At 64.8% G+C, this 13,225-nt stretch carries 13 protein-coding genes; 5 read left to right on the top strand and 8 right to left on the bottom strand.

Annotated elements, in window-relative coordinates:
- Positions 1-20 precede the first annotated feature (20 nt).
- Genes BLU38_RS24310 through BLU38_RS24320 form a run of 3 tightly spaced genes read right to left on the bottom strand, consistent with a single transcriptional unit; the run spans position 21 to position 3,080 of the window.
- Entirely contained in the window at positions 21-1,328 is a 1,308-nt protein-coding gene (locus BLU38_RS24310; protein ID WP_091528321.1) for an ABC transporter substrate-binding protein, read from the bottom strand.
- 25 nt (positions 1,329-1,353) lie between these two features.
- Positions 1,354-2,187 (bottom strand): carbohydrate ABC transporter permease, encoded by an 834-nt coding sequence (locus tag BLU38_RS24315; RefSeq protein ID WP_091528323.1) that lies wholly within the window; start codon positions 2,185-2,187, stop codon positions 1,354-1,356.
- Entirely contained in the window at positions 2,184-3,080 is an 897-nt protein-coding gene (locus tag BLU38_RS24320; protein ID WP_091528325.1) for a carbohydrate ABC transporter permease, read from the bottom strand. Before BLU38_RS24320 ends, BLU38_RS24315 begins: the two co-directional genes overlap by 4 nt.
- A 601-nt stretch (positions 3,081-3,681) precedes the next feature.
- Between BLU38_RS24320 and BLU38_RS31050 the strand changes: the two genes are divergently transcribed.
- The gene (locus tag BLU38_RS31050; protein WP_157683682.1) at positions 3,682-3,906 is read left to right on the top strand and encodes a hypothetical protein; all 225 of its coding nucleotides are present in this window, start codon (positions 3,682-3,684) and stop codon (positions 3,904-3,906) included.
- Here the strand turns inward: BLU38_RS31050 and BLU38_RS24335 are convergent.
- The 5 genes from BLU38_RS24335 to BLU38_RS24355 all read right to left on the bottom strand — a co-directional run bounded on the left by BLU38_RS24335 (position 3,884) and on the right by BLU38_RS24355 (position 8,069).
- Entirely contained in the window at positions 3,884-4,459 is a 576-nt protein-coding gene (locus tag BLU38_RS24335; protein WP_091528332.1) for a GNAT family N-acetyltransferase, read from the bottom strand. The genes BLU38_RS31050 and BLU38_RS24335 overlap by 23 nt on opposite strands.
- 156 nt (positions 4,460-4,615) lie before the next feature.
- Entirely contained in the window at positions 4,616-5,827 is a 1,212-nt protein-coding gene (locus BLU38_RS24340) for an RNA polymerase sigma factor (RefSeq protein ID WP_091528335.1), read from the bottom strand.
- 8 nt (positions 5,828-5,835) lie between these two features.
- Entirely contained in the window at positions 5,836-6,207 is a 372-nt protein-coding gene (locus BLU38_RS24345; RefSeq protein WP_091533072.1) for a YciI family protein, read from the bottom strand.
- Positions 6,208-6,282: 75 nt separating this feature from the next.
- On the bottom strand, positions 6,283-6,744 hold the full coding sequence (locus tag BLU38_RS24350; RefSeq protein ID WP_091528337.1) for a methylglyoxal synthase: 462 nt from the start codon (positions 6,742-6,744) through the stop codon (positions 6,283-6,285).
- 230 nt (positions 6,745-6,974) lie between these two features.
- Complete coding sequence (locus BLU38_RS24355; RefSeq protein ID WP_091528339.1) at positions 6,975-8,069, bottom strand: LacI family DNA-binding transcriptional regulator; 1,095 nt, start codon at positions 8,067-8,069, stop codon at positions 6,975-6,977.
- A gap of 209 nt (positions 8,070-8,278) precedes the next feature.
- Between BLU38_RS24355 and BLU38_RS24360 the strand changes: the two genes are divergently transcribed.
- The 4 genes from BLU38_RS24360 to BLU38_RS24375 all read left to right on the top strand — a co-directional run bounded on the left by BLU38_RS24360 (position 8,279) and on the right by BLU38_RS24375 (position 13,162).
- Positions 8,279-9,838 carry an alpha-L-arabinofuranosidase C-terminal domain-containing protein gene (locus BLU38_RS24360; protein WP_091528342.1) on the top strand — a complete coding sequence of 520 codons (1,560 nt, stop codon included), beginning with the start codon at positions 8,279-8,281 and terminating at the stop codon, positions 9,836-9,838.
- Between the two features lie 104 nt (positions 9,839-9,942).
- Positions 9,943-11,328 (top strand): ABC transporter substrate-binding protein, encoded by a 1,386-nt coding sequence (locus tag BLU38_RS24365; RefSeq protein ID WP_157683683.1) that lies wholly within the window; start codon positions 9,943-9,945, stop codon positions 11,326-11,328.
- A complete protein-coding gene (locus tag BLU38_RS24370; protein ID WP_091528346.1) occupies positions 11,325-12,272 on the top strand; it encodes a carbohydrate ABC transporter permease in 948 nt (315 codons plus the stop codon). The genes BLU38_RS24365 and BLU38_RS24370 overlap by 4 nt, the downstream gene beginning before the upstream one ends.
- The gene (locus BLU38_RS24375) at positions 12,269-13,162 is read left to right on the top strand and encodes a carbohydrate ABC transporter permease (RefSeq protein ID WP_197679845.1); all 894 of its coding nucleotides are present in this window, start codon (positions 12,269-12,271) and stop codon (positions 13,160-13,162) included. The genes BLU38_RS24370 and BLU38_RS24375 overlap by 4 nt, the downstream gene beginning before the upstream one ends.
- The last annotated feature ends 63 nt before the right edge of the window (positions 13,163-13,225 follow it).

Consider the following 13,225-nt stretch of genomic DNA (forward strand, 5'->3'; position numbering starts at 1 on the left):
CGGCTGTCTCATTCCTCGGTTCATTGGTTGGCTCGCTGCCAGCCATCGGTCAGCTTCTTGGCCAGCCCTGCCTCGTCGATCTTGCCCCCGAGGTATTCCTGGTACGCCGGGTTGGCCGTGGTCGTCTTCCACTCGGTGAAGTTGTCGGCCTGATAGGCAGGGGTGTTCACCAACGATTCCTGGCTGTTCAGGATCGCCGGCCAGCCGTGGGTGTCACCCTTCTTCTCCGAGACCGCAGCCCCGGCCGACTTGGTCACCGGGATCAGGCTGTCCGCCTCGGACAGTGCAGCGACGTGGTCAGACTGCATCATGAACTGGATGAACTGCATCGCTTCCTTGGGATGCTTGCTCTGCCGGGCAATGCTGAAGGTCTGCGGGTTGGCCGCCTGATGATCATTGGTTCCCTTCAGCAGCGGAAGGATCCTCCAGTCCAGACTCTTCGGCGCATCCGTCTCGAGCTGCGAGGCGATGTAGTTGCCGGCGAGCACGGTCGCGTACTTGCCACCGACGAAGCCCGGTACGACATCGCTGCCACCCAAGGTGATCGAGCTCGGTGACATCGACTTGTCCTGGAACAGCATGGTGTGCAGCGTCTGTGGCACCTTGAGCTCGTTCGGGCCGACCTTGATCGTCGGTTTGGCGGGCTCGCCGCTGAAGAAGGTGCCGTCGTAGCTGAGGGACTCCGAGATGATGCCCTGAGCCGGCTGCTTCAGACCCCAGGCGAATCCGACGGTCTTGCCCTTCGTCAGCTTCTTGGCGTTGCTGCGGAGCTGGTCCCAGGTCCAGCCGTCGCCGGCGTCGGTCGGGATCTCGATGCCGGCCTGCTCCAGCTTGGAGGCATTGACGAACAACGCGTACACCTGGGTCATGTAGGGGACCGAGGTGATCTTGCCGTCAACGGTCACCGACTGCCAGATCGGATCGGGGATGTCGCTCTTGAGGTCTGCCGGGATCATCGAACCGAGATCGAGCAGGTAGCCCTGCCTGCTGAAGCCGGCGTTGTCCGCGGCCTCATTCTGGATCACATCCGGTGCCGAGCCGCCGGCGAACTGGGTCACCAGTTTGTCGTGTGCATCATCCGGGCTGACCTTCTGGTACTGCACCTGGATGTCAGGGTGCGCGGCGTTCCAGGCGTCGACGATCTTGGTCGTCTCCTTGATCGTGCCCGGTTGGAACGCGGAGCTGGAGAAGGACAACGTGATCTTCTCGCCGGGGGCTCTGGACTCCGCCGGCGATGAATCTCCACCACCACCCGCCGACACACATCCGGTCAGCGTCAGACTCGCGGCGAGCAGTGTGCTCACTGCTGCCACCAAACGTCGATACATGGAAACCTCCTCGAGTGGTTGTCGGTCAGCCCTTCACCGCTCCGGCCAGCAGACCGGAGACGAGCTTGCGTTGTGCGAAGGCGAAGACGATCAACGCGGGTAATGTCGTGATCAAGGCGCTTGCGGCCAGCGGTCCGAGACTGATCTGGCCTTCTGCGCCGACGAAGCGGGCGAGCAGCAGCGGTGCGGTCTGCCGATCGGGACTGGTGATGATCACCAGAGCGAAGAAGAATTCGTTCCAGGCCGAGATGAAGGCGAACATCCCGGTCGCCACCAGCCCGGGGACGAGTAACGGAAAGACGATCGCAGACAGCACGCGGAGCTTGGTCGCACCGTCGATCGCAGCGGCCTCCTCGAGATCGCCCGGGATCGCGGCGACGTAGCCCTGCAGCATCCACAGCGTGAACGGCAATGCCCACACCACATAGACGATCACCAGGCCGGGCAGGGAGTTGAGCAGGCCCAGATTCTTCAGCACGATGAAGACCGGGATCACGATCAGCACGAACGGGAACAGCTGGCTGACCAGGATCCAGCCGATCGCCGCGGTCCGGACCTTGCTGCGGAAGCGGGCGATGGCGTACGCCGCCGGCACGGCGATCACCGTCGTGATCACCGAAGTGCAGATCGCGACCAGGAACGAGTTGATCAACGCACGCCCCAACTTCTCCTGCTGCAGTGCGGTGCTGAAGTTGCTCAAGGTGGGCTGAGTGGGCAGCAAGGTCGGATCCAGTCTGGCGAACTCCGGTGCGGACTTGAAGGCCGTGGATACCAACCAGAACAAGGGAAAGCCGAGGAAGACGATGTACGCCGCGAGGGCGATGTACTGACCGACGCGGGTCCGGATCCTGGGCCTCATGAGGTCTCCCGCATGGTCCGGTAGAGGTAGCCGGCCATGATCGCGACGACCACGAGCACCATCGCGTTGCCCAGCGCCGAGGCATAGCCGAAGTTGCCGCCCTGGAAGGCAGTGTTGTAGGCGTACAGCATCGGCAGCATCGTCCGGCCGCCCGGGTTCCCGCCGGTCAGGACGTACACCAGACCGAACTCGTTGAAGTTCCAGACGAAGTTCAGGGAGGTGATCGCGACGACCACCGGCCGGATCGCCGGCAGGGTGACGTGCAGGAACCGCTGCCAGCTGCCGGCCCCGTCGATGGCTGCCGACTCCTGCTGAGCCGGATCGACATTCTGCAGACCGGCGAGCAAGGCGATGGTGGTCTGCGGCATCCCGGCCCAGACGCCGACGACGATCACCGCCGGGAGGGCAGTGGAGAAGCTGCCCAGCCAGTTCACGTTGTCGCTGATCAGATGGACTTTCCGGGCGAACTCGTTGAGGATGCCGGCGTCGGGGTGATAGATCAACTTCCACAGCACGCCGACGATCACCGACGGCATCGCCCAGGGAATGAGGGCCAGCGGTCGGACCAGCCACTGCAGCCGGAGGCCCGAGTTGAGCAGCAGCGCCAGGCCGAGGGCCAGCAGGAACTGCAGGATCGTCACACTGAACGCCCACACCAGCCCGATCCGGAAGGAACTCCAGAACGGTACGTCGGTGAGCAGGCGCTTGTAGTTCTCCAGTCCGTTGAAGTGCGGGATGATGCTGTAGCCGGCTTCGGCGTCGGTGAACCCGAGCCAGATGCCGTTCAGAAGCGGATAGACGCTGAACAGTGCGACCGGAACCAAGCTCGGCAACAACAGCAGCCACATCTGCCGACGACTCCGCCGCTGGGCAGTGGAGACCGCGAACGCCATTCAGACCCCCTCGTCCTGGCCGCAAGTCGTAAACGTTTACAGTTCGATCATGATGCCCGTGCGTCAGATGCCTGTCAAGACCTGCGAGCGACCAATCGATCTCGCGCAGGAGTGGTGCGTGATCAAGATCAACTTCGTGCAACTCCTTCAGATGCAGGGAATGCGCATCGGCCGGCCGTGGTCGCGCTGCCGGGATATGATCCGGAGCTGGCGTACTCCTGCGTGCCGATCACACTCGGTCTGAGCCGGTCGTAGCAGAGAACCGGCAACTCGACATCAGGTCTGACCGTCGGCGGTTGGCCGGCGGAGAGGAATCAGTTTCCTTCCGCTGCGGCGCCCAGGTCGTACGTGTCGGGCCGACCTGGCGGAAGGACGCCGAGTTGGAATGGTTGTACGCGGTCGTCAGCGCAGCCGCCCACCAGGCGCCTCAGTTCATCGCGCCGATGCCTGCCGCGGCCGCTATCTGGTTCGTCATCGCAGGCGCCCGGTCAGCCTGTGGGCATTCGTCGAAGGCGACTGGGCCGCTCCCGAAGGCGACCATCAGTTTGGCCAGACAGCGAATCTGTTGGCTCGGCTGCACGAGGTTGTCGCCGGACTGAACGTGTCCACCGCACGGCCGACCGTGCCACATCCGGGCAGCACGTCATCGCCGTTGCTGGCCGCCCCCGACCTCGACGCTTGGATGGATCGGCTCCGCAGCAGACATCAACGTCAGCATCCGCTGCACAGCGACTTCCATCGGGCCAACGTCCTTGTCCAGGGCGCAGGACCGGTCCCGAAGGATGATCAACGGCAATGCCGGTTCAGCGGAGATCCCGGCGCATGATCAGCCGTGGCATTCTGCTGGCCACGGCGTCGGTGCTGCCGACCACGGTGAATCCTGCGGCGTCGAACATCGACTTCGTCCCGACGAATGCCATCGTCACGTCCATCCGACCCGGCGGGTCGACCGGATGTGCCTCCACTGCGGGCGCGCCGTGCGAGGCGGCGTAGTCGACCGCACCCTGCAGCAGGTGGCCGGTGACGCCCTGTCGCCGATGACCCGAGCGGACGACCACGCAGACGATGCTCCACACCGGGAGATCGTCCACGGGTCGGATCAATCGTGAGTTGGCCAGCCGGGTGATCTCGGCGCGCGGCCCGATGTTGCACCAGCCGACCGGCATCCCGTCACGGTAGGTCACCACCCCCGGCGGATGGTCCCGTTCGCACAAGCGCCGCATCGCCTGCTCTCGACTGCCGCCGCCGAGTTCTTCGATCTCGCGGGCCCGCAGTCGGTGCGACAGACACCAGCAGTGGTTGTCCCGTCGGTTGCGATTGACGATGTCGGCAAAGTCGTCGAACCGATCCGGCGTCAACGGATGTGTCTCCCAGCCCATGCCGAACACTTCAGCACAACCCACCGACAACAGCTGCCCTGCCGGGTCGGCAGTGACGCCGTCCTGGTGGATCGTCGGGCGATGCCGGCGGCGCCGGGTGTCCGAGGTATCGGCCGGTGCAGTACTGCGACGTCGCTACCTGTGGCTGCTGATCGGTCAACGCGCAGCGGCCACTCGCGCACGTCGGCGCAGCAGATGTGAGCGCTCCGAGGCGTTGCCGCAGAGTGTGATCGCGATATCGAAGGATTGCAGCGCTTCATCGGCCCTGCCCGCACGTGCGAGCAGTTCGGCCCGGGTTGCCGGTAGCCGGTGATGGGGGAGTGCGGCGTCCTGGAGGGCAACCAGTCCGGCGTCCGGGCCGGCCAGCTCGGCGATTGCGACCGCGCGGTTGAGCCGCACGATCGGCGAGTCGGCGAGGTCGAGCAGTTCGTCGTAGCGCTGCACGATCCGATCCCACGCCGTGTCTGCGGCGGAGGGTGCGATCGCGTGTTCTGCCGCGATCAGGGCCTGGACCAGATGGCGTCCTGGCGCAGCGTCGGTCAGCGGTTCCAGGATGGCCAGAGCCTCGGTGATCTCGTCGTAGCGCCACAGATTGCGATCCTGATCGGCCAGCAGGACAAGCTCCCCGTCACGGACGCGAGCAGCTCGACGCGAATGCTGGAGCAGCATCAGGGCCAGTAGAGCGTCGAGTTCGGTATCGGCGGCCGGGATGAGTGAACGAAGAACCCGGACCAGCCGGATCGCTTCTCCTGCGCTGTCGGACCGCAGCACGTCGGGTCCGGAACCGGGCGCGTAGCCGGCGGTGAAGGCGAGGTAGGCAACATCGGCAGCGACTCCGACCCTGCCCGACAACTCGGCGGCTGCAGGGAGAGTGAAATCTGCCCCCGCCAGTTTGCGTCTGGCTCTGGTCAATCGCGCGGCCATCGTCGCCTGGGGCAGCAGGAACAGACGAGCGATATCGGCCGTGGACACGCCGAGCACCAGTCTCAGGGTCAGGGCGGCCGCGGCCTCACGGGTCAGCCGCGGGTGCGCGCACAGCAACACCAGTCGCAGTCGCTCGTCCAGAAGTTCGTCGCCCGGGTCGGCCATCACTCGCTGCGCTGAGGCAGCAAGCTCGGCGTCGACCACCAACAGCGGTAGGCGGCGCACCAGCACCGCCTCCGAACGAAGCCGATCGGTGATCCGTCGGCGCGCCGTCGTGAGGAGCCAGGCGGCGGGATTGTCGGGCTCGCCGCCACTCGACCAGGTACGCGCGGCCGCTTCGAAGGCATCGGCGAGCCCGTCCTCGGCCAGGTCGAGACGGCGATACCGCGCGACGAGCAGGGCCAACAATCTGCCCCACTCCTCGCGCAGCAACCGTTCGATCATCAGCCGGGTCAGCCCTCGGCGTCCTCGCTGTGGTCGACCGCCGCCCGCACCTCGATCGCCCCGTCGGTCTCTGCGAGCAGCGCGCTGACCTCGAGCAGGTCGTCAAGATCGTCGGTTTCGACGAGATAGAACGCACCGAGTTGCTCGACGGTCTCGGCGTACGGCCCGTCGGTCACTGCCACGCTGCCGTCAGGACCCTTCGTGATCTTCTTGGTGTTCGGTGACGGCATCAGCTCTTGACCGCCGGTCAGTCGATGTCCACGGGCAGCGAGCAGCCGCGCGAACTCCTCGTGCTTGGCGAAGACCGAGGACTGTTGCTCGGTCGTCATCTGCTCCCAAGCGTTCTCGTCTCCGGTCAACAGAACGACATAGGTGGTCATGCTGCAATCCTTCCGCTCATTGGTGGCATCTGTCATGGCGATGACGTGTCAGCACGGCGGAAATCGACAACCTGCTCAGATCGCGGGAGAAATCGCGTCGGTCTGGTCCCAGGCGCGCGGTGTCAGGTCCGGCCGGCTGTGGGTGTAGCCGTTGGTCAGCAGCGGGGAGGAGATGATCATGTCGGCAGTGGCGACGTTGCAGGCCATCGGGAGATTCCAAACCGCGCCGATCCGGAGCAGCGCCTTGACGTCGGGATCGTGCGGCTGCGCCTCCAACGGATCCCAGAAGAAGATCAGGATGTCCAGTGCGCCTTCGGCGATCCGCGCCCCGATCTGCTGATCACCGCCGACCGGCCCGGACAGGAAGCGGTGCACCGGCAGGCCGAGCTCGAACTCCAGCATCGTCCCGGTCGTGCCGGTCGCATACAGCTGATGCTGGGCCAGCGTTCGACGGTTGTACTCGGCCCACTGCAGCAGATCGGTCTTCTTGTTGTCGTGGGCCACGAGGGCGATGTGGCGTTGCGCGATCTCGGACATCGGCTGGCTCCTTCATGCGTGTGTTGATTGCCAGCCCCGTCGCAAGCGCAGGTCGAGGACCAAATATAGCCCGGGTGTGGCGATCCGGAAGGGGTTGCACGACGGATGGTGATGATCTCCAGCGTGGCATCGGTCACAGATCGGCCGCCTCACCTCGGAGCTGTTGGACGTGATCGTTCGGCGCGCCGGTCAGGGCCAGTCGTCGAGAAAGGCTGAAGGTACGACGTCGATCATGGCCGGCGCCGGGTGGACTCCCGTTCGATCACTCGACCGTGCAGGACGGTGCGGGATGAGGCCGGACGGCCGTTCGTGATCACTGCGTGCATCGTCTGGGCTGCGGATCGGCCGAGCTCGAACTTGGGGATCGTGAAGGTCGTCAGGGGAGGGGACAGCAGACTGCTCTGCTCCACGTTGTCGGTGCCGACGATCGAGATGTCGTCCGGGATCTTCAAGCCTGCTTGGCTGATCGCCTGGTAGGCACCCATTGCGCTCTTGTCGCTGACCGCGTAGACGGCGCTCGGCGGTTCGGCCAGCGCCAACAGCTGCTGCATCTGCTGATGGCCCTTGCTCCTGCTGTCGGCCTGCTGTGCCGGCATCAGGTCGGGGTCGGGAACGATGCCGGCCTCGAGCAGCGCGGCCTGGTAGCCGCGGCGCCGATCGATCAGGCTGATGTAGCGGGTGGAACCGACCAGCATCCCGATCCGGCGGTGGCCCAGGTCCAGCAGATGCCGGGTGGAGCGATAGCCGGCGGTGAAGTTGTCGGCGACGACGGCATGGATGTCGGTGTCGATGTCGAGGTAGTTCTCCAACAGCACAACGGGAATCCCGGCGGCCAGGATCTGCTCGACGGCGGCCTGGTCGATGTCGCCGCCGTTGGCAACGATCATGCCGTCCACATCGCGGCCCATCAGTGATCGCAGATCGGACAACGGGTCGTCGTCGGGACGGTAGAGGTGCAGCAGCATCTGCATCCCGAGGTCGCGCAGTCCGTCGCTCACACCGGAGACCACCTCAGCCATGAAGCCGTCCTGGGCCGCTGCCGGCGAGAGCGTCTCCATCACCAGACCGATCAGCGGTGTCGCCGGCTTGCGGTCCGACGCCTTGGGGCGTGCCACGTAGTCGAGTGATTCGATGGCCTGCAGGATCTTCTTGCGGCGCTGTTCGGACACCCCGGGCTTGCCGTTCAGCACCAGCGAGACCGCCGACAGCGGCACTCCTGCCTCGGTGGCGACATCACGCAGTGTGATGGCCGCGCGCCCCTTGGCGGTGCCGGCTGCCGACTGCTCGTCCGACGATTCTGTCCCGAGCGATCGCACCTCGTTCATCGCCTCTCATCCAGGTTCCGAGAGCGTCACTCTACCGCCAGAACAGACGAGAACAAATGCCGTGTGTTCTGAGAAAGACGGCGCAGTGTTCTTGTGAACAGGCAGCGAACTGTTCTAGCGTGTGCGAACGTCCGGTCCGGCCCCGCCGGGCCGCCAGAACAGCCAGCCACGTTCTGTCAGTCAGTCCCGTCCGCAGTCAGTGAGGTCTCATGGGTGATCGGCACGCCGTCGTCGATATCGCAACATCGCAACAGAGCTCGGCCTATTCCGCCGATGTTTTCGGACACTTCATCGAGCACTTCCACCGCCAGGTCTATGGCGGCATCTTCGATCCCGGCTCACCCCTGAGTGATCATCGCGGGTTCCGCCAGGATGTGATCGAGGCGGTTCGTGATCTTGCCCCGTCGGTGGTGCGCTGGCCGGGCGGTTGCTTCGTCTCGGACTACCACTGGCTCAACGGTGTCGGCCCACAGCGGCGTCCGCATTACGACAAGGCATGGCGAGTGACCGACCCGAATTCCTTCGGGACTCGGGAATTCGTGGAGTGGTGTCGCGCCATCGGTGCAGCGCCGTACATCTGTACCAATGCGGGCACCGGCACGGCCGAGGAGATGAGCGACTGGGTCGAATACTGCAATCTGGCCGCGGGAGCGGGCCGGTGGAGCGATCTTCGCCAGGAACACGGCGACGTCGACCCGCTGACGGTGCCGTACTGGAGCATCGGCAACGAGAACTACGGATCCTGGGAGATCGGCGCCAAGACGCCGGACGAGTGGGCGAATCTGGTCCGCGAGTCGGCCAAGATGATCCGCCGGGTCGATCCGTCGGTCCGATTGCTGACCGCAGCGCGGGCCGATCTGGACTGGACACTTCCGCTGCTGCAGGCTGCCGGTCCGTATGTGGACATGGTCTCCATCCACGGCTACTGGGATCGGCTCGCCCAGGTGGATGCCCCGATCGACTACCTGACGGCGATGTCGCGCTCGCTGCAACCCCAGGACGATATCCAACGGACGGCCGACATCATCGGCGCAGCGGGTTACGCCGGACAGATCGGCATCGCCTTCGACGAGTGGAATCTGCGCGGCTGGCATCATCCCGACGGTACGTCCGCCGCAGCAATCGCCGCGCGCGACCGCAACGACGACAACAGCACCTACACGATGGCCGACGCGATCTTCTCGGCGTCCTTCTTGAATGCGTGCCTGCGCAGATCCGACGTCGTCAAGATGGCCAATATCGCGCCGACGATCAACACCCGCGGCCCGCTGTTCGTCCATCCCGACGGAATCGTCAAGCGCAGCACTTATCACGTGCTGTGGATGTACGCCCAGCTGCTCGGCAAACGCGTGCTGACCAGCGCTGCCGGGAGCCCGGAGCTGACGTCGGCCGGCGTACCCGTCATCGATCAGCTGGCCACCGTCGACGAGAGCGGTCGTCGGATCAGTCTGGTGTTGATCAACAAGTCTCCGGACGCCGCGGTCGGATGCGAGGTCAGGATCGCCGGGCATCGGTTGGACGGCGTGCACGCCGCGACGGTGCTGGACGCCCCGTCGACCGACAGCTACAACGACATCGATCATCCCGACCTGGTCGTGCCACGTACCGACAAGATCAACTTCGTCGATGGCCGTGTCCTGCTCGCGCCCCACTCGGTGACCGTCTGCCAGATCGATCTGCCGCTCCCGTATCCGGCAGGCGAAACCGACGAGGTCGGACTCGACGGGCCGTGGCAGCTCGGGCTGACGGGATGGAGTCGGAACGGCTGAGCCGTACCGGACCAACCCTTCGACGAGCTCAGGGCCCTTCGGCGAGCTCAGGGTCCTTCGGCGAGCTCAGGTCGGCCAGAACGACGCAGAACAAAGGAGTCTGTATGAGTCCACTTCCTCCGATACCGGCGCCTGCCGGGTCTCGGCTCAGTCGCCGAGCGTTGATCGGTGGCCTGGCAGGATTGGCTGCCGCCGGCGCCGCCGGTTGCACCCCTGACGTCTATGGGCGCCGTGATCATCCGCCCCAGCCCACCGATCCGGTGGACATGGAGGAGGAGCTGCAGAAGCCGGCCAAGATCACCTTCTGGGCGTGGACCCCGGGCATCGATACCCAGGTGGAACTGTTCCAGAAGCGCTATCCACAGATCGAGGTCGAGCTGGTCAACGCCGGGCAGGGCCCCGCCCAGTACCAGAAGCTCAGGACTGCGCTCAGCGGGGGAGGTGCGCCCGACGCGGCGCAGATCGAATTCGCCTACCTGCCGTCCTTCATGATCACCCGGGATCTGCTCGACCTGACCCCGTACGGGGCGCGTGAGATCAAGGACGACTTCGTCGACTTCGCCTGGAATCAGGTCGCCGTCAATGATGGGGTGTACGCGATTCCACAGGACTCCGGGCCGATGGGGATGCTGTATCGATCAGATGTCTTCGACAAGTACGGTCTGACCGTCCCGGTGACCTGGGACGACTTCGCCGAACAGGCCGAGCGACTGCGGTCGCAGACCAAGGGCGTCTCGATGACGAACCTGCTGCCGAACGATTCGATGTCGGCGCTCGGGATGATGCAACAGGCCGGATCGGAACCGTTCTCGATCGCCTCACAGACCACGATCGGGCTGAAGCTCGACGACGCCGGCGCCCGAAAGTGGGCAGACTACTGGACGCCGTTGCTGCAAGAGGGTTTGATCTCCGCCGATCCCGGGAGCAACAACGACTGGTACCAGGCGATGGCGAGCGGCCGCTATGCAACCTATATCGCGGCCGCCTGGGGACCCGCCTATCTGCAAGGCTCCGCGGCCAGCAGCGCCGGCAAGTGGCGAGCCGCGCGACTACCGCAATGGGCGCCGGACCAGGATGTGGCCGGCAACTGGGGAGGGTCGACGACGGCCGTGATGGCCGGCTCGAAGTATCCGGCCGCAGCCGCAGGCTTCGCCGAATTCATCAATCACGATCCCGAGTGCGCGCGGCTCTTCGCCAGCAAACAGCTGCTGTTCCCGGTGTTGAAGTCGTTGCTCGCCGACCCGTCCTTCACCCAGCAGGAGGTGGACTTCTACGGCGGCCAGAAGGTGTTCGATCTGTTTTCCAAGATCTCCGACACGGTTCCGCACGAGTACCAGTGGAATCCGTTCATGGCTTTTGTGAACACCGAGTTCAACCAGGTCCTCGGCGGCGCGATCAGTGCGCGCACCGATCTCGTCGATGCACTGCGCACGCTGCAGGACGACGTCTTGACCTATGCACACAAGCAGGGATTCACGGTCGAATCATGACGACACAGCAACAGACCTTCCGGACCGCCCAGCGGGTGGGAGACCGGCCACGACCGGGCCGGCGACGGCGCCGCCGCGGCGGCGCGACACCGTACCTGTTCATCGCGCCGTTCATGTTGATCTTCCTCGCCATGTTGGTGGTGCCGTTGATCTTCGCCGGCTATCTGAGTCTGTTCACCACCAAGCTGGCGACCGGCACCGAGTTCGTCGGGCTGGTCAACTATGCCGAGGCCCTGACCGATCCAGCCTTCCTGGGTGGAGTCGGCCGGATGATCCACTACCTGCTGGTCCAGGTCCCGGTGATGCTGGTGCTGTCGATGGTCGCCGCGCTGGTGTTGGACAGTGGCCTGTTGAGGTTCCCGAAGCTCTTCCGGATCCTGATCTTCATCCCGTTCGCTGTTCCCGCCGTCGTCGGCGCCGTGATGTGGGGCTACCTGTACGGCGCGCATGTCGGTCCGTTCGCTCAACTGGCCCAGGCCATCGGCTGGCCGGCACCGGGATTCCTCACCCGTGGTGGGATCGTCTACTCGATCGCCAACATCGCGGTCTGGGAGTTCGTCGGCTACAACATGATCATCTTCTATGCCGCCTTGAAGGCGATCCCACCGGTCCTCTACGAGGCGGCGGCCATCGACGGAGCCGGACCGATCCGGACCGCGTTGTACGTCAAGGTGCCCCAGCTGCTGCCGGCGCTGTTCCTCACCGCACTGTTCTCTCTGATCGGCTCGTTCCAGTTGTTCAACGAGCCGAATGTGCTCACCCCGCTGGCACCGACGGCGATCGGCCGGGACTGGACACCCAATCTGTACGCCTACAACCTTGCCTTCGTCGATCAGCGGGTCGAGTACGCCTCGGCGATCTCGTTCGTGCTCGGTGCGGTGATCGCCGTTGCCTCGATCGTCTTCATGTTGATCACGACCCGGCTCCGGAGGAGGACCGCATGACCGCCGCCGTCCCGACCTATCTCGCCGGCAAGGATCCGGCCGCCCGCCGTCGGTCCGCGGTACTGCCGACGGTGTTCATGATCATCGTCGTCATCTACTGCGCGACACCGCTGCTGTGGTTGCTGGTGTCGGCAACGAAGTCCAATGACGGCCTGTTCAATTCCTTCGGCTTCTGGTTCGCCGACGACGTCCAACCTGGCCGCAACCTGCACGACCTGTTCGCCTACAAGGACGGCATCTTCATCCGCTGGATGCTGAACACCCTGCTCTACTCGGCGGTCAGCGCCGGTCTGGCGGCGATCTTCGCCACCATTGCCGGCTACACGTTCTCGCTGTTCACCTTCAAGGGCAAGAACCTGTGCTACGTCCTGATCCTCGGTTCGATCATGGTCCCGACGACGGCCTTGGCGATCCCCACCTATGCGCTGTTCACCCAGGTGGGCATCGTGGACACGCCGACGGCCGTCATCCTGCCCTCACTGCTCAGCCCGTTCGGCTTCTTCCTGATCAAGGTCTACGCCGACAGCTCGATCTCCCGTAGCGTGGTGGAGAGCGCTCGGATCGACGGAGCGAGCGAACTGCGGATCTTCGTCAGTATCGCCTTCCGCATCCTGATGCCGGCCTTCGTGACGGTGCTGCTGTTCGCCATCGTGACCGCCTGGAACAACTACTTCGTCCCGTTGGTCATGCTGAACACCGAGAAGCTCTACACCGTCGTGGTCGGGCTGGCGCAGATCAATGCCACCGCGAACGCCGGCGGCGGTGCTCAACCGCTGTTCAACCTGGTCACCATCGGGTCGCTGGTGGCCATCGTTCCGCCGATCATCGCCTTCATCCTGCTGCAGCGCTACTGGGAGAGCGGCCTGTCCTCAGGATCGGTGAACGAGTGACCCGATCCCGTCTCCCGTCACCACTCGGACCGGGGCACAGAGGTCGCGCCCTGTCTTGACCCC

This window comes from Microlunatus soli (assembly GCF_900105385.1).
GTDB lineage: Bacteria > Actinomycetota > Actinomycetes > Propionibacteriales > Propionibacteriaceae > Microlunatus > Microlunatus soli.